This is a genomic window from Stenotrophomonas sp. YJH_SMC_20 (assembly GCF_059367845.1).
In genome coordinates this window covers 81,943-97,622 of sequence record NZ_JCAFRG010000012.1, presented here as the reverse complement: position 1 = coordinate 97,622, position 15,680 = coordinate 81,943, and the positions used below count along the sequence as shown (strand labels likewise).

The 15,680-nt window shown below is 67.7% G+C and carries 18 protein-coding genes and 1 other RNA gene; 14 read left to right on the top strand and 5 right to left on the bottom strand.

The annotated features are described in order from the left end of the window. Window positions 1-52 precede the first annotated feature (52 nt). The 3 genes from AC5P6A_RS18160 to pepQ all read left to right on the top strand — a co-directional run bounded on the left by AC5P6A_RS18160 (window position 53) and on the right by pepQ (window position 4,110). On the top strand, window positions 53-2,332 hold the full coding sequence (locus AC5P6A_RS18160) for a DUF1631 family protein (RefSeq protein WP_346715184.1): 2,280 nt from the start codon (window positions 53-55) through the stop codon (window positions 2,330-2,332). Beyond that, on the top strand, window positions 2,329-2,703 hold the full coding sequence (locus AC5P6A_RS18155) for a PilZ domain-containing protein (protein WP_021203954.1): 375 nt from the start codon (window positions 2,329-2,331) through the stop codon (window positions 2,701-2,703). Before AC5P6A_RS18160 ends, AC5P6A_RS18155 begins: the two co-directional genes overlap by 4 nt. 75 nt (window positions 2,704-2,778) lie before the next feature. Beyond that, on the top strand, window positions 2,779-4,110 hold the full coding sequence (pepQ, locus tag AC5P6A_RS18150; protein ID WP_207048903.1) for a Xaa-Pro dipeptidase: 1,332 nt from the start codon (window positions 2,779-2,781) through the stop codon (window positions 4,108-4,110). 560 nt (window positions 4,111-4,670) lie between these two features. Here pepQ and AC5P6A_RS18145 read toward each other — a convergent pair. Continuing rightward, on the bottom strand, window positions 4,671-5,993 hold the full coding sequence (locus AC5P6A_RS18145; protein WP_111098876.1) for an aminopeptidase P N-terminal domain-containing protein: 1,323 nt from the start codon (window positions 5,991-5,993) through the stop codon (window positions 4,671-4,673). Window positions 5,994-5,998: 5 nt separating this feature from the next. Further along, on the bottom strand, window positions 5,999-6,547 hold the full coding sequence (locus tag AC5P6A_RS18140; protein ID WP_019661998.1) for a UPF0149 family protein: 549 nt from the start codon (window positions 6,545-6,547) through the stop codon (window positions 5,999-6,001). Window positions 6,548-6,700: 153 nt separating this feature from the next. Between AC5P6A_RS18140 and AC5P6A_RS18135 the strand changes: the two genes are divergently transcribed. The 8 genes from AC5P6A_RS18135 to AC5P6A_RS18100 all read left to right on the top strand — a co-directional run bounded on the left by AC5P6A_RS18135 (window position 6,701) and on the right by AC5P6A_RS18100 (window position 10,792). Beyond that, a complete protein-coding gene (locus AC5P6A_RS18135; RefSeq protein ID WP_005410898.1) occupies window positions 6,701-6,922 on the top strand; it encodes a TIGR02449 family protein in 222 nt (73 codons plus the stop codon). After that, complete coding sequence (locus tag AC5P6A_RS18130; protein WP_019661999.1) at window positions 6,919-7,215, top strand: cell division protein ZapA; 297 nt, start codon at window positions 6,919-6,921, stop codon at window positions 7,213-7,215. Before AC5P6A_RS18135 ends, AC5P6A_RS18130 begins: the two co-directional genes overlap by 4 nt. 97 nt (window positions 7,216-7,312) lie before the next feature. Next, window positions 7,313-7,498, top strand: a non-coding RNA gene (gene ssrS, locus AC5P6A_RS18125) — 6S RNA. Window positions 7,499-7,581: 83 nt separating this feature from the next. Continuing rightward, window positions 7,582-8,175 carry a 5-formyltetrahydrofolate cyclo-ligase gene (locus AC5P6A_RS18120; RefSeq protein WP_021204571.1) on the top strand — a complete coding sequence of 198 codons (594 nt, stop codon included), beginning with the start codon at window positions 7,582-7,584 and terminating at the stop codon, window positions 8,173-8,175. Beyond that, window positions 8,172-8,651, top strand: coding sequence for an EVE domain-containing protein (locus tag AC5P6A_RS18115; protein ID WP_005410901.1), 480 nt, complete (start codon window positions 8,172-8,174; stop codon window positions 8,649-8,651). The genes AC5P6A_RS18120 and AC5P6A_RS18115 overlap by 4 nt, the downstream gene beginning before the upstream one ends. Before the next feature lie 22 nt (window positions 8,652-8,673). After that, complete coding sequence (gene rpiA, locus AC5P6A_RS18110; protein WP_005419003.1) at window positions 8,674-9,321, top strand: ribose-5-phosphate isomerase RpiA; 648 nt, start codon at window positions 8,674-8,676, stop codon at window positions 9,319-9,321. A 21-nt stretch (window positions 9,322-9,342) separates the two neighbouring features. Continuing rightward, on the top strand, window positions 9,343-9,789 hold the full coding sequence (locus AC5P6A_RS18105; RefSeq protein WP_014648292.1) for a DUF192 domain-containing protein: 447 nt from the start codon (window positions 9,343-9,345) through the stop codon (window positions 9,787-9,789). A gap of 157 nt (window positions 9,790-9,946) precedes the next feature. Continuing rightward, window positions 9,947-10,792, top strand: a complete 846-nt coding sequence (locus tag AC5P6A_RS18100) for a SirB1 family protein (protein ID WP_019662001.1) — start codon at window positions 9,947-9,949, stop codon at window positions 10,790-10,792. 78 nt (window positions 10,793-10,870) lie between these two features. On the opposite strand, the gene AC5P6A_RS18095 is transcribed toward AC5P6A_RS18100, so the two are convergent. Continuing rightward, the gene (locus tag AC5P6A_RS18095; RefSeq protein ID WP_329842936.1) at window positions 10,871-11,095 is read right to left on the bottom strand and encodes a rubredoxin; all 225 of its coding nucleotides are present in this window, start codon (window positions 11,093-11,095) and stop codon (window positions 10,871-10,873) included. Window positions 11,096-11,129: 34 nt separating this feature from the next. On the opposite strand from AC5P6A_RS18095, the gene thiE reads away from it, so the two are divergent. Both thiE and hemL read left to right on the top strand, forming a co-directional pair. Continuing rightward, the gene (thiE, locus tag AC5P6A_RS18090) at window positions 11,130-11,756 is read left to right on the top strand and encodes a thiamine phosphate synthase (RefSeq protein ID WP_019662002.1); all 627 of its coding nucleotides are present in this window, start codon (window positions 11,130-11,132) and stop codon (window positions 11,754-11,756) included. A gap of 16 nt (window positions 11,757-11,772) precedes the next feature. Further along, a complete protein-coding gene (gene hemL / locus AC5P6A_RS18085) occupies window positions 11,773-13,062 on the top strand; it encodes a glutamate-1-semialdehyde 2,1-aminomutase (RefSeq protein ID WP_329842934.1) in 1,290 nt (429 codons plus the stop codon). A 71-nt stretch (window positions 13,063-13,133) separates the two neighbouring features. Here the strand turns inward: hemL and azu are convergent, their stop codons facing one another. Then, window positions 13,134-13,583: an azurin gene (gene azu / locus AC5P6A_RS18080; RefSeq protein WP_021203640.1), complete on the bottom strand. Its 450-nt coding sequence runs from the start codon at window positions 13,581-13,583 to the stop codon at window positions 13,134-13,136. 123 nt (window positions 13,584-13,706) lie between these two features. Between azu and AC5P6A_RS18075 the strand changes: the two genes are divergently transcribed. After that, window positions 13,707-14,309 (top strand): HAD-IA family hydrolase, encoded by a 603-nt coding sequence (locus AC5P6A_RS18075; RefSeq protein ID WP_019662005.1) that lies wholly within the window; start codon window positions 13,707-13,709, stop codon window positions 14,307-14,309. 86 nt (window positions 14,310-14,395) lie between these two features. Here the strand turns inward: AC5P6A_RS18075 and AC5P6A_RS18070 are convergent, their stop codons facing one another. Beyond that, window positions 14,396-15,622: an acetylornithine transaminase gene (locus tag AC5P6A_RS18070; RefSeq protein WP_134731315.1), complete on the bottom strand. Its 1,227-nt coding sequence runs from the start codon at window positions 15,620-15,622 to the stop codon at window positions 14,396-14,398. Window positions 15,623-15,680 lie beyond the last annotated feature (58 nt).

Genomic DNA, 15,680 nt, shown 5'->3' with positions numbered 1-15,680 from the left:
GACACGGTAGATTCACAAGATCGATCCGCGGGAATCCGGATACCGCCTGCCGATGTCAGCTGTCTTTTCCCTCACCTCCGCCGACAAAGCCCGGCTCGCCGCCAGCAACCTGCCACCGCGGGTGCGCGAGTTGTTGGGTGCGTTGATCGGCCTCTGCCGACAGACGCTGGCCGCGCCGCTGATCCTGACCGTCGAAGCGTTGGAGCAGACCCTGCTGCACGATGCCGATCGCGCACGCAATCCGCAGCAGCAGGCCGAGCTGATGGCCCAGCGTGGGCAGCTGCATGCGTTCTCCGGCCACTTCGCCGACCGTATGCTCGACGCCGTGGCCGATGTGCTGATACGGCTGCGCGAACCCATGGCCCACCTCAGCCCCGGTTCCACGCCACCGCCGCTGCCCGGCATGCTCGGGCTGTCGCTGGTCGATGAACATGAAGTGGACCGCGACCTGCTGCTGACCGAGATGGTGCGGCGGGAGACGCTGCGTTCGACCAACACGCTCAACTTGCTGGGCCAACGCCTAGGCGTACTGGCGGCAGCACCGGCCTTCGAGGCCGACACCCTGCCACTGGCACCGCAGGCACTGTGCGCCATGCTGCGCCGGATTGCCGAACAGGATTCGCTCACTGTCGACGTTCAGCTGGCGCTGTACCGCAGCTTCGAACGCCAGGTGCTGGAGCGCCTGGGCGACATCCTCGACCGTGCCAATGCCCTGTTGGCCCAGCACGGCGTGCTGCCCGGCCTGGTCTACACCCCCTATCTGGCGCGTTCATCGAGCACCCGGCGGATCATCACCCAGTCGGTGGGCGGTGGTCGCGCCACGCAGCCGGCAAAGCGTGCCGCCGCGCCACTGACCGGCTGGAACGGATCGGCACCGGCCGGCTCCTGGTCCAGCCTGGTGCAGGACGCTTTCCAGGATGACAGCACAGCCGGCGCGGCCTCGCCGGGCCTGACCACCTCCACGGGCAGCGCGCTGCATGCGCTGCTGCAGCAGGCACGCCATGCCAGCGCAGCACCTGCGGATCGCGATGCAGTGCCGAGCGCGGCCGTGGATGCGGTTCTCGCACGCCTGCAGGCGCAGTCCAGCGCCGCCACCGGCGTAGCCGACCTGCAGGCGGCCGTGGTGGCGCAACTGCGCAGCGAGCATGGCACGCAGGCCCAGCTGGGCAGCCACGACCGCGACAGCCTCGACCTGCTGCGCATGCTGATGCAGCAGGTGCAACAGCAGCAGCGTCCCGATCCAGTGCCGGCCGCGCTGCTGGCGCGCCTGCAGGTACCCCTGGCACGCGCCGCCATGGCCGATCCGGGCTTCTTCGTGCGCGACGAACACCCCGCGCGCGAACTGCTCAACCAGATTGCCGAAGTCGGCGCCCACTGGCTGGGCGACGATGATGTCGACCCGCAGTTGCTGCAGCGCATGGCGCAGAGCGTGCAGGGCCTGCTGGGCCAGGATGCGCGGGCGCCGGAGGCCTTCGCCAGCGCGAACGAGGAAGTGCAGCAGCATCAGCGCGCCGCAGCGCATCGCGCCGAGCTGGCCGAGCGCCGCCATGTGGAAGCCGCCCGCGGCAAGGAGCGGCTGGAACTTGCCCGCCGCCAGGCCACCGCGCAGATCGACCAGTGCTGCGACGCGCAGTCGCCGCCGCGCTTCGTGCAGACCCTGCTGCGCCAGGCCTGGGCCGATGCACTGACCCTCACCCGCCTGCGCCATGGCGACGATTCACCGCAGTGGCAGGAACGACTGCAACAGACCGAGCGCATCGCTGCCATTACCGCCCAGGCCATCGATGCCCCCGGCGGCACCGATACCGCGCTGGCAGCGGACGTGGAGGCGGCCCTGCTGCAGGTCGGCTACCACGCCGAGGAAGCCGCCGCCGTCGCGCGCAGGCTGGCCACGCCCGGTGGCGAGGATGAAAGCACCTCGCGTACCGAGCTCAGCGCACGCCTGAAGGCACGTGCGCGCCTGGGCGAGCACGCTGGTACACCCACCGGCACCTCGCCTGCAACGCCTCGCAGCAGTGCCGAAGAAGCCGCCTACCAGCAACTGTCCACGCTCCCGTTCGGCAGCTGGTTCGACATCGATACCGGTGATGGCACGCTGCGACGCCAGCGCCTGTCCTGGTACAGCCTGCTGACCGGCCACGCCCTGTTCGTCAATCCGCGCGGGCAGAAGATCGCCGATACCGACCTTGATACGCTGGCCCGGCAGATCAGTGCCGGCCGCGCGCAGCTGGTCACCGAAGACAAGGGCCGGCTGGTCGACCGTGCCTGGGAAGCCAGCCTCGGTGCGCTGCGCGCACTGGCCACGGGCCGCGCACAGGAGACCCCCGCATGAAGGCCGTACCGCCGCAGGACACCCGCCGCGCGCCGCGCCGCCAGGTCTCGGACCTGGTGCCGGTCACCGACCAGATGCGCGAGTGCGTGGTCGGGCGCCTCGGCAATGTCTCCGAAACCGGCATGCTGATGCTGGCCAGCGTGCCGCTGCGCGAGGATGCGCTGTACCAGCTGCGCTTCCCGTTGCCACTGGGTGATGGCCGCCAGCAGGCCATCGACGTGGGCGTGCATCTGCTATGGAGCGAGCCCGCGCACGTACCAGGGCAGAGCTGGACCGGCTTCCGCTTCCTCACCCTGTCACGCGAGCATCGGCAGCTGCTGCGGCAGTGGGTGGGCGAGGACGGCGACGAGGGACCGGTTTCGACGGCCTGAGTGCCGGTTCCGGCACAGCGGTTTTTCGCGGTATGCGGCAGAATCTAGGACCGTTTTCCGTGTCGAGCCACCGCAATGATCCAGCAAGACCCCGGCGCCCTGTATTCCGACCACCTGGCCGTGCTGTGCCGACGTGCCGAACAGGCGCTGGCCCGCGGCGGCTTCGACCATCTGGTGGTGCCCAGCGGCACCCTGCACTACCAGGTGTTCGACGACCGCGATTACCCGTATGCGGTCAATCCTCAGTTCAAGGCCTGGTTGCCGCTGACCCGCGTGCCCAACAGCTGGATCGTGTTTACTCCGGGCAAGCGCCCGGCCGTGATCTTCCACCAGCCCTTCGACTACTGGCACGTGGTGCCGGACGCCCCCAGCGGCTGGTGGGTGGAGCACTTCGACATCCACATCATCCGCAAGCCGGACGAAGCACTGGCCCTGCTGCCGGCCGACCCGTCACGCTGCGCCATCCTCGGCGAGCCGCAGAGCGCGCTGGGCAACTACGTGCCGAACAACCCGGCGCCGGTGGTGAACTACCTGGAATGGCACCGCGGCAGCAAGACGCCGTATGAAATCGCACTGATGCGCCAGGCCCAGGTGCTGGGCGTGCGCGGCCACCGCGCCGCCGAAGCCGCGTTCCGCAACGGCGCCGACGAGTTCAGCATCCACATGGCCTATTGCCAGGCCGTCGGCCAGGACGCCAACGAGCTGCCGTACGGCAACATCGTGGCGTTGAACGAACACGCCGCCGTGCTGCACTACACCGAGCTGGGTCGCAAGGCACCGCAACCGCTGCGCAGCTTCCTGATCGATGCCGGTGCCAGCGCGCACGGCTACGCCAGTGACATCACCCGCACCTACGCCGCCCAGGGCCACGACGAATTCGCCGCGATGATCGCTGCCGTCGACGCCGCCCAGCAGCAGATGTGCGCGGCGGTGCGCCCGGGCTTCGACTACAAGCAGCTGCACGTGGACGCGCATCTTTCGCTGATGGGCGTGCTGAAGGACTTCGGCGTGATCAAGGTCTCGCCGCAGACCGCGCTGGAGACCGGCGTCAGCGCCGCGTTCTTCCCGCACGGCATCGGCCACCTGATCGGCCTGCAGGTGCACGACGTGGCCGGCTTCGCGGCCAGCGACGAAGGCGGCCGCATCGAACGCCCGGCCGGCCACCCGTACCTGCGCCTGACCCGCGTGCTGGAACCGGGCATGGTGGTGACCATCGAACCGGGCCTGTACTTCATCGACATGCTGTTGAACGAAGTGAAGGACGCCGGCCATGGTGATGCGATCAACTGGGACCGTGTGGACTTCTTCCGTCCGTATGGCGGCATCCGCATCGAAGACGAAGTGCTGTGCACTGAGGGCGAGGCGGACAACCTGACGCGGCCGGCGTTTGCGGCGGCCAACGGCTGAGCCCCTCGTGGTTTGTCGCTTGGAGCAAAAGCCGCGCTTTGCCGGGCGGGGTGGGTTTGCAGGACACGCCGTAAACCCATCCATGGGGGCTCGATGGCGCCATCCATGGCGCCAACGGTCCTGCAAACCCACCCCGCCCGGCCTTTGACAGTTTCCTGCGCGCGTCCAACCACGGAAAAGAAAAAAGAAAAGCAGAAGCCGGTCGCTCGCTGCGCTCGCTCTGTGTCGACCACGGTCGACACCTACCCAACAGCCGCAATTGCCCGTAGATCCACGCCATGCGTGGATGATTCATTCGATATCTGACAGATGTGCCGACCAACGGTCGGCCCCCACCAACAGCCGCGTGAACCTGTCGAAGGCGGGGTACTGTGGGTTTGCGGGGTGTGAGCGGCATGGATGCCGCGACCAAGCCCCCATGGACGGGTTTACGGCGTCCCCGCAAACCCACAGTGCCCCGCCATCCCACGGAATGCCCGCTGTTGCTGTTGCTGTTGAGGTTGCCGGCCAGCGGCCGGCACTACCGCGGGTGCAGGGCTGCAAGCCCTGCAGGACACCCCTTACCCCGCCATCACCGCTTCGATCTCGTCGGCGCTGCGCGCCAGGCCTTCGGTCAGCACGCGATGGCCATCGTCGGTGATCAGCACGTCATCCTCGGTGCGGATACCGATACCGCGCCAGCGCGGCTCCACCGTCGTGTCATCCACGCCGATGTACAACCCAGGCTCGATGGTGAACGCCATGCCCGGCTCCAGCAGACGCGAGTCACCGGCCAAGCGGTAGTCGCCCACGTCGTGCACGTCCATGCCGATCCAGTGCCCGGTCTTGTGCCGGTAGAAGCGCTGGTACAGGCCCTCGGACAGGTTCTTTTCCAGCGTGCCCTTCAGCAGGCCCAGCCGCAGCAGGCCCTCGGTCAAGGTCTGCACTGCGGCCAGATGGCCGGCCTCGTAGGGCACGCCCGGCCTGGCCTGGGCCAGCGCCGCCGCCTGCGCCTCGCCGACCAGGTCGTGCAGCGCGCGCTGCTCGGCACTGAAGCGGCCGTTCACCGGGAAGGTGCGGGTGATGTCGCTGGCGTAGCCGCGGTACTCGGCACCGGCATCGATCAGCACCAACTCGCCATCGCGCGACCGCGCGTTGTTGTCGCGGTAATGCAGGATGCAAGCATTGCGGCCGGCGCCGACGATGCTGCAGTACGCGGGCACCGCATCGTTGGCGCGGAACACGCGTTCCAGCTCGGCCTGCAGTTCGTACTCGTGGATGCCGGCCCTGGCGGCCTTCATCGCCGCCAGATGCGCACGCACGCTGATCTGTGCGGCGTGGTGCATCAGTGCCACTTCGGCGCCGGACTTGAACAGACGCTGCTCGTGCAGCAGGTGGCCCAGCTCCAGGAACTCATGTGGCGGCTGCGCACCGTGGCGTACCTGCGAACGCACGCGATTGACCCAGCCGATCAGCTTCAGGTCGAAGTCGGCGTCGCGGCCGAAGTGGTAATACACGCGCGAGCGCCCTTCCAGCAGGCCCGGCAGGATGTCGTCCAGATCGTCGATCGGGTAGGCATCGTCCATGCCGTACTGGGCCACCGCGCCTTCCTGGCCGGCGCGGCTGCCATCCCAGGCTTCGCGCTCGGCATCGCGCTCGCGGCAGAACAGGATGGCCTCGCCGTGGCGTCGGCCCGGAATCAGCACCAGCACCGCTTCCGGCTCCGGGAAGCCGCTCAGGTACTGGAAATCCGAATCCTGCCGGAACGGGTAATGGGTATCGAGGCTGCGCACCTTTTCGGCTGCGGCTGGCAGCACCAGGATCGCGTCCTCGCCGGCCATGTCCATCAGCTGGCGGCGACGACGCTTGTATTCGCCGGCCGCAATGCCGGTGCGCTGCTTGATGTCCATCAGTTCAGGCGCTGGCGGTGGCGCGAGGCCAGCACCACGTCGCCGTGCAGCAGCAGCACCGCCACGCGGATGAATTCCTCGATCTCCGACAGCGCTTCGTCGTCATCATCGCCGCCGGCCTCGAAATCCTCGCTGGAGGCGCGTGCCAGGCTGGCCATGTCGGTCAGCGCTTCTTCACCCTCTTCGGACAGGGCCGGGCGACGGCCGCCGCTGCCCAGGCCGAAACCACCCAGGAAGGAACGGGTCCAGCTGAACATGGCATCGGCCTGTGCGGACACCTCGTCGGTGTCAGCCAGCAACAGCTCGAAGGCGAAGTCACGGTCTTCCAGCTGCTTGATGGTGGCCTGCAGCAGCTGCCCCAGCACGCTGTCGGCGGCCACCGGCGGCAGATTGTCGTCGGCCAGCACGCGCGCCGGCCAGTCGTTGCCGGGGGCACCGCCGGCGGCCAGCCAGCCACACAGCGCACCATGCAGCTCGGCAGCGGTGGCGCCCAGGCCCAGCTCCTGGCTGGCGCGGGTAACGTCGTCGACGGAGGGAAGTTCGGTCATCGTGCGGCTCGTTCGGAAAGGAAACCCGGAGCGCGCACGCGCGCGCCCGTGAGACCCCGTAGTGTAGCAACCCGGCGGCATCCTCCCGGTAGCCCTCCGGCCTTGCTGCGACAGCGCTTGACCGCCCTTGCCCGGCTTGCCTATCGTGCCTGCATGGAACCCGCCGACCCCCTTGCCCAGCTGCAGGACTTCGCCGCCCGCGTGGAAGCGTTGCTTGAACGCAACCAGCGCCTGGCCGAGGAGAACCGCAGCCTGCGCCACCAGCAGGAACAGCTGGTGGCCGAGCGCTCGACGCTGCTGGCCAAGAACGAGCAGGCGCGCTCGCGGGTGGAAGCGATGATCAGCCGGCTCAAATCCCTGGAGCAGCACACATGAGCGCCGAACCGGTCAGCGTCCGCATCCTCGATCGTGAATACACCGTGGGCGTCGGCGCCGACGAACGCGACAGCCTGATGGCGGCTGCGCGCCTGCTCGATGCGCGCATGCGCGAGATCCGCGGCAGCAACCGCATGGCCGCCGTGGACCGTGTCGCCGTGCTGGCCGCGCTGAACCTGGCCCACGAACTGCAGCTGCTGCGCGACGAGAACGCCCGCCAGGCCGTGGCCCTGCAGCAGACGCTGGCCGACCTGAACCGGCGGCTGGACCGCGCCATCGACGGCGGCACCTGAAGACCGTGCACAACGCGTCTTCTCATATCTGAATTGGCACGTACTGTTGCCGACGAACGGCCTATCCAGATCCGGCGCGCTGGCTATAATGACCACGCGTTCTCTGCGGTACTCGACGGCATGTGCAAACATTCGCCTTGTCCCTTAAGAACGACACCGGGAGCGCGACAGCGCCGGGAGTGCAGGTCCGCCTTGTAGCGGGAAGCCCGATGGTTCTCCAGCGTTCCCACTTGAGCCCCCGGGTTCAAGGTCGTTTCGCATGCATCGACATTGCGGAGAATGCAATATTCCAGCAAGGGCGGCGTCTTCGGGCGTCGCCCTTGTTCTTTCCGGCACAATGACGGCTGATCCTTGCCGCACGCTGCCATGACCGACCCGCGCCAGGCCCTGCGCCACGACCTGCGGCAACGCCGCCGTGAACTCTCCGCAGCTGCGCGCATCGCCGCCGCCGAATCGCTGGCCGATGCCCTGCTCGCCCTGCCGTTCGCCCCGCGCGAAGGCGCCGTGGCCGGCTACTGGGCGCTGGATGGCGAAATCGCCCTGCACCGCTGGCAGTTGCAGTTGCCCGAAGGACTGACCTATTGCCTGCCGGTGCTGGCCGGTGACGTGCTGCGCTTCGCGCCGTGGCGGCCGGGGCAGCCGCTGACCAGCAACCGTTACGGCATTCCCGAGCCGGACGTGGCGCTGGAAGACACCCTGGAACCAGCACAGATGGCGCTGGTGGTGGCCCCGCTGGTGGGTTTCGACACGCAGTGCCGGCGGCTGGGCATGGGGGGCGGCTGGTATGATCGCAGCTTCGCCTTCCGCCACGACCGGCCGGCGCCGCCCTGGCTGGTCGGTGCTGCGTTCGCGGTGCAGCAGGTCGAGTCCTTGCCGGTGGCGTCGTGGGACGTGCCCGTGGATGCGATCTGCACCGAAGACGGCACCCTGTTCCCCTCCGCTGCCCCCGTGAACGCATGACCGCCCGCAAGCGCTACTGGCTGATGAAGTCCGAACCGGACGCCTTCTCCATCGATGACCTGGCCAAGGTCAAGGTCGAACCCTGGAACGGGGTGCGCAATTACCAGGCGCGCAACTTCATGCGCGATGGCATGCAGGTGGGCGACGGCATCCTGTTCTACCACTCCAATACCAAGGTGCCGGGCATCGTCGGCCTGGCCACGGTGGCCAGCACGGCCTATCCGGACGACACCCAGTTCGATCCGAAATCCGACTACCACGACCCCAAGAGCACGCGCGAGAACCCGCGCTGGATGCTGGTGGACGTGGCCTTCGACCGCAAGCTCAAGCAGGTGATCGCGCTGGACGAGATCAAGCTGCACGCCGAAGAGCTCGGTGAAGGCTTCCCGCTGGTTGCCAAGGGCAACCGCCTGTCGGTGTTCCCGGTGACCGCCGCGCAGTGGAAGCTGCTGCTGTCGCTGGAAAAGAAATCCTGATTCCCTGCCTGAGAGTTCTCCCATGTCCGAAGCCAAGCGCCTGGCCGCCGAGAAAGCCATCGAGTACGTTGAAGACGGCATGATCGTCGGTGTCGGCACCGGTTCCACCGTGGCCTATTTCATCGATGCCCTGGCCCGCATCCAGCACCGCATCAAGGGCGCCGTGTCCAGCTCCGAGCAGAGCACCGCGCGCCTGAAGCAGCACGGCATCGAAGTGATCGAGCTGAACCACAGCGGCAACCTGTCGCTGTACGTGGACGGCGCCGATGAGTGCGATCCGAACAAGTGCCTGATCAAGGGCGGCGGCGCCGCACTGACCCGCGAGAAGATCATCGCGGAGGCCAGCGAGCGCTTCATCTGCATCGTCGACCCGAGCAAGCAGGTGCCGGTGCTCGGCAAATTCCCGCTGCCGGTGGAAGTGATCCCGATGGCGCGCAGCCTGGTCGCCCGCCAGATCCGCGACATGACCGGCGGCCAGCCGACCTGGCGCGAAGGCGTGGTGACCGACAATGGCAACCAGATCCTGGACATCCACAACCTGCAGATCACCGATCCGGAAAAGCTGGAGCGCGAGCTCAACCAACTGCCGGGCGTGGTCTGCGTGGGCCTGTTCGCGCGCCGCCGCGCCGATGTGGTGATCGTCGGCGGCGAGCCGCCGGTCGTGCTCTGACCCTTTCGAAGGATCCTGACGATGTCGCTGTTGCGTTCGCTGCTGATGCTCCCGCTGCTGGCCCTGGCTGGCTGCGCCACCGACGCGGCCCGCCACTGGGTCGAACTGGATGGCGCCCGCTACCAGGTCGAGCTGGCCACCAACGATGAAACCCGCGCGCGCGGGTTGATGTTCCGCGACCAGATGGCAGCCGACCACGGCATGCTGTTCATCCACGACCGCGAGGAAATGCAGGCGTACTGGATGAAGAACACCAGGATCGCGCTGGACATCCTGTACTTCGACAGCCAGCGCAGGCTGGTCAGCCAGCAGCGTGATGTGCCGCCGTGCTCGGCCGGCGACATGTGCCCGCCCTACCCCAGCGGTGGCCCGGCACGTTACGTGCTGGAGCTCAACGCCGGCCAGGCCGAGAAGCTGCAGTTGAAGGACGGTACGGAGCTGAAATTCGGCCCGGGCATCGAAAAGTAAGGTGCGGCCGGGCTGCGCCCGGCACGCGCAGTAGTGCCGGCCGCTGGCCGGCAACCCTGCAGGGGCCAGATCCCATTCGCTCGCGAAAGGGATCTGACCCCGGATTTTTCACGCGACACCGCTTGAAACCGCCTGCGAATGACGCCAGTCTGTGGCCATGCAGGACCGGATCACACTCCCCGACTGGGATGCACTGGCCGACCTCGAAGACGAGGCGCTGCCACTGTTGCCGACCGCGCTGCTGATCGCGCGCGATGAATACCCCGATCTGCAGCCGTCGACCTACGACGCGTTGATCCAGAGCCACGTCGACCACCTCCGCTCGGAAGTGGAGAGCATCGACAACAGTCCATTGAAGATGGCGGCGATCAACCGCCACCTGTTCGACGAGCTGGGCTACAGCGGCGACCACGACAAGTACTACGATCCGCGCAACAGCTATCTCAACCAGGTGTTCGAGCGGCGGCTGGGCAACCCGATCTCGCTGGCGCTGGTGCAGATGGAAGTGTCGCGACGGCTGGGGATCCCGCTCGACGGCGTGTCCTTCCCCGGCCACTTCCTGGTGCGCCTGCCGGTGGACGACGGCGTGCTGGTGATGGACCCGTTCAATGGTGGTCGCCCGCTGGACGTGGACGAACTGCGCGAACGCGCCAAGTCACACCTGGGCGGGCAGATGCCCGACGACCAGGTGCTGGCGCAGATCCTCGACCCGGCACCCGCGCGCGCGATCCTGATGCGCATGCTGCGCAACCTGCACGGCGTGTATGCCGAAGCCGGCGAGTGGGACCGCGCCGCGCGCAGTGCCGACCGCCTGCTGAAGCTGGCCCCGGAGCAGGACGATGCGCTGCGCGACCGCGGCCTGGCCTACCTGCAGCTGGAGTACCTGGCCGGTGCCCGCCACGATCTGGGCCAGTACCTGAAGCGCAACCCGGAAGCCAGCGACGCGCAGTGGCTGCGCGAGAAGCTGATCGACCTCGGCGGGCCGATGCCGCGGCTGCATTGAGGGCGTCGGTGTGTGGACCAACGGTCCACACCCACCCCAACGGTCCGCACCCACAGAAGGGCCTGCAGGCCCTACCGGTCAATCGACTTCGACCATCTCGAAATCGGCCTTGGCCACCCCGCAATCGGGGCAGGTCCAGGTCTCGGGGATGTCCTCCCAGCGCGTCCCCGGCGCGATGCCCTCCTCCGGCAAGCCTTCCGCTTCGCTGTACAGGAAGCCGCAGACCACGCACATCCAGGTGCGCAAGGTGGTGGGGGTGGCATCGCTCATCGGATAATCAGGGCTGGATTCACGGGCCGCCATTGTCCCATCGCGGTCCACTCACCGGTAGCCATCGATGACTTCTGCTTCCCCGGCGCCCCGCGGCGTCTACCTGATCACCCCGGACGAGCCCGATACCGCGCGCCTGCTGGCCCGTACCGCGCCGCTGCTGGCCGCTGGCGCCACCTGGCTGCAGTACCGCAACAAGACCGCCAACGACGCGCTGCGGCAGGAACAGGCCACCGCCCTGCAGGCGCTGTGCGCACACTACGGCGTACCGCTGATCATCAACGACGACCCGGCGCTGGCGAAGGCGGTGGGCGCGGCTGGCGTGCACCTGGGCGGCACCGACGGTGACATCCCAAGCGCGCGTGCGCTGCTCGGCGCCGAGGCCATCATCGGCGCTTCCTGCTACGACCAGCTGGCCAATGCCGAGAAGGCCGTGGCCGCCGGTGCCAGCTACGTGGCCTTCGGCGCGTTCTTCCCTACCACTACCAAGGTCACCACCAGCCGCGCGGATACCGACCTGCTGCGGCAGAGCGCCGCACTGGGCGTGCCACGGGTGGCGATCGGCGGGCTGACGCCGGACAATGTCGGTCCCATCATCGACGCCGGCGCCGACCTGGTGGCCGTGGTCAGCGGCATTTACGCCGCGCAGGACCCGGTCGCGACCCAGCGCGCCTTCCTCGCCCAGTTCGCGTAACGCCCAGGAAAGCCCCATGAACCACGACCAGTCCCACGCCCTGTTCTCCCGCGCCCAGCAGCTGCTGCCGGGCGGCGTCAATTCGCCGGTGCGCGCGTTCAAGTCGGTCGGCGGCGAGCCGTTCTTCGTCGAACGCGCCGATGGCGCCTACCTGTACGACGTCGACGGCAACCGCTACATCGACTACGTCGGTTCCTGGGGCCCGATGATCGTCGGCCACAACCACCCGGCCGTGCGCCAGGCGGTGAAGAAGGCGATCGACAACGGCCTGTCCTTCGGTGCGCCGTGCGCGGCCGAAGTGACCATGGCCGAAACCATCACCCGCCTGGTGCCATCGTGCGAGATGGTGCGCATGGTCAACTCCGGCACCGAGGCCACGCTGTCGGCGATCCGCCTGGCGCGTGGCGCCACCGGCCGCAACCGCATCGTCAAGTTCGAAGGCTGCTACCACGGCCACGGCGACTCGTTCCTGGTCAAGGCCGGCAGCGGCATGCTGACCTTGGGCATGCCGACCTCGCCGGGCGTCCCAGCCGGGCTGAGCGAACTGACCCTGACCTTGCCCTACAACGACTTCGAAGCGGCCACCGCCCTGTTCGAACAGCAGGGTGGCGACATCGCCGGCCTGATCATCGAACCGGTGGTCGGCAACGCCAACTGCATCCCGCCGCGCGAGGGCTACCTGCAACACCTGCGTGCGCTGTGCACGAAGCATGGCGCGCTGCTGATCTTCGACGAAGTGATGACGGGCTTCCGCGTCGCCCTCGGCGGTGCGCAGGCGCACTACGGCATCACCCCGGACCTGACCACCTTCGGCAAGATCATCGGCGGCGGCATGCCGGTGGGCGCCTACGGCGGTCGTCGCGAGCTGATGCAGCAGATCGCCCCGGCCGGCCCGATCTACCAGGCCGGTACGCTGAGCGGCAATCCGGTGGCAATGGCCGCTGGCCTGGCGATGCTGGAGCTGATCCAGCAGCCGGGTTTCCACGCCGACCTGGCCGAGCGCACCGCACGCCTGTGTGCGGGTCTGGAAGCGGCCGCCGCCGACGCCGGTGTGGCCGTGACCACCACCTGCGTGGGTGCGATGTTCGGGCTGTTCTTCACCAGCGAGAAGGTGGAGACCTATGCGCAGGCCACCGCCTGTGACATCCCGGCGTTCAACCGCTTCTTCCACGCGATGCTGGAGCAGGGCGTGTTCCTGGCCCCGTCGGCGTACGAGGCCGGCTTCCTGTCCAGCGCCCACGACGATGCCGTGATCGAGGCGACGCTGGCCGCAGCACGCGTGGCGTTCAAGGCCGCCAAGGGCTGATCGCAAAAAGGGGACGGAGGGGATTAAGTCGTTTGTGCACAAACGACTTAATCCCCTCCGTCCCCTTTTTTTCAACCGAAGACGAATTTGCCCTTCATCATCGCGAAGTGGCCGGGGAACGAGCAGAAGAAGGTGTAGTCACCGCCCTTCTGCAGGCCCTGGGTAGAGAAACGCACACGCGTGGTCTCACCACCGCCAATCACCTTGGTGTGCGCCAGCACGCGCTTGTCGGCCTTCGGCAGGTAGCTGTCGGCCAGCGTCATGCGCATGCCCGCCATCGCCACCGGCTGGTAATCGGCAGTGCGGGTCAGCACCCAGTTGTGGCCCATCGCGGTAGCGGCCAGCTTGCCGGTGTGGCGCAGGGTCAGGTCTACGGCGGTGCAGTCGGCGGCGACCTTGATCTCGCGGCTGCTGAAGCTCATCTGGTCGGTGCTGTCGATGCTCACCGCACACACCCGCGCCATCGCCGACGGCGCCAGCATCAGCGCGCCCAGTCCCACTGCCACCACCCAAGCCTTCATCGTTGCATCTCCTGCGGATTCGAGCGCCATTCTAGGCAGGCCTATGCCCGCCCGGCTGCGACCGTCTGTCGCATGGCAGCTCCAGGGTTTCCCGCGCACTCATCGCAATGGCATGCTCGGCCGATGCGGATCGACCTGTTGCTGCTGGATGTGGATGGCGTGCTGGTGCAGTACCAGCGCGCGCAGCGCGTGCTGTATCTGGCGCAGGCGCTGGATGTTCCGACGCACGCCGTACAGGCCGCGCTGTATGACAGCGGACTGGAAGCAGCGCATGACAATGGCACGCTTGATGGCCCGGCCTATCTGGCGCAGCTGGGAGAGCTTCTGGGCACGACTGTCGATGTGGCTGCATGGACCGCGGCGCGACGGGCCGCCAGCCATCCTCAGGCGGCCGTGTTGCAACGATTGCAGGCCCTGCAACTGCCAATCGCGGTGCTGACCAACAACGGCGCACTGATGCAGCAGGCATTGCCCACCCTGCTACCGGAACTGTTCCCTGCGCTGCAGGGCCGCGTGTTCTGCAGTGCGGAGTTCGGCCTGCGCAAACCTGCGCCGGCGGTGTTTCTGCGCACGCTGGAAGCGCTGGGCGTGGCGCCTTCGCGCGCGCTGTTCGTCGATGACCTGTTCGCCAATGTGCGTGGCGCGCGCGCTGCCGGCCTGCACGCGGAAACCGTGCGCGATGGCCGGGGATTGGGCAAGGTGTTGAAGCGCTATCGGATTGCGTGAACCACTGATGAGCCTAGCCCATGCTCGGCTCATCGCAGGAACAGCAGCCGAGCATGGGCTCGGCTCTACAGCTATTACTGCCGGCCTCAGCGCGCGGCAATGAACGCAGCAATCGCCGCGCGCAGGCGCTTCAGGCCTTCGGCCACTTCTTCGTCGGTGATGTTCAACGACGGCACGAAGCGCAGCACGTCCGGGCCGGCCTGCAGGGTCAGCAGGCCCTGCTCGGCGGCATGGTCGAGGATCGCCCCGGCCTGGCCGGCGAAGTCCTTGCCCAGCACCGCGCCCAGCATCAGGCCGCGGCCACGCACGTCGCTGAACACGCCGAATTCTTCGTTGATGCGCGCAAAGCCATCGCGCAGCGCCTTCGACTGGCGGCTGACATTGGCGGCGATCTCCGCCGAGGCCAGCTTGCGCAGCGCAACGCGTGCGACCGCAGCGGCCAGAGGGTTGCCACCGAAGGTGGTGCCGTGCGCACCGAACTGCATGGTTTCGGCCACCTTCGGGCCGGCCAGCATCGCACCGATCGGGAAGCCGCCACCGAGTGCCTTGGCCAGGGTGACCATGTCCGGCACCACCTCGTCCTGCCAGTGCGCGAACAGCGTGCCGGTGCGGCCCATGCCGGCCTGGATCTCGTCCAGCACCAGCAATGCGTTGTGCTGGTCGCACAGTTCGCGCACGCGCTTGAGGAAGCCGGACTTGGCCGGCATCACACCGCCCTCGCCCTGGATCGGCTCCAGCATCACCGCCGCCACGTCACCGGCGGCCATCGCGGTTTCCAGCTGCACCTCATCGTTGAAATCGATGTAGCGGAAGCCACCGGGCAGCGGCTCGTAGCCTTCCTGGTACTTCGGCTGGGCAGTAGCGGTCACCGCGCCAAGGGTGCGACCGTGGAAGCTGCCGCGGAAGGTGATGATCACCCGCTTGTCGGCCGGGCGCCCCTGGCTGGAGGCCCACTTGCGGACCATCTTGATCGCCACTTCGTTGGCTTCGGCGCCGGAATTGCACAGGAACACGCGCTCGGCGAAGCGGCTGGCCTTGACCAGCTCCTCGGCCAGGTGCAGCGGCGGCGCGCTGTAGAACACGTTGCTGGTGTGCCAGAGCTTGCCGGCCTGCTCGACCAGCGCGGCCACCAGGTCCGGATCGTTGTGGCCGAGGCCACACACGGCGATGCCGGCGGCCAGATCGATGAACTCACGGCCCTGGCTGTCCCACACGCGGGCGCCCTGGCCGCGCTCCAGTACCACCTGGCGGGGCTTGTAGACCGGCAGGTAGTAGTGTGAAAGGGAAATCAGCGGATCGGTCGCGGCGGTCATGGCAGTCGGCAGGGTTCAGGAACGCCCATTCTCGCGCCGGAACCCCTGCGGCACAATG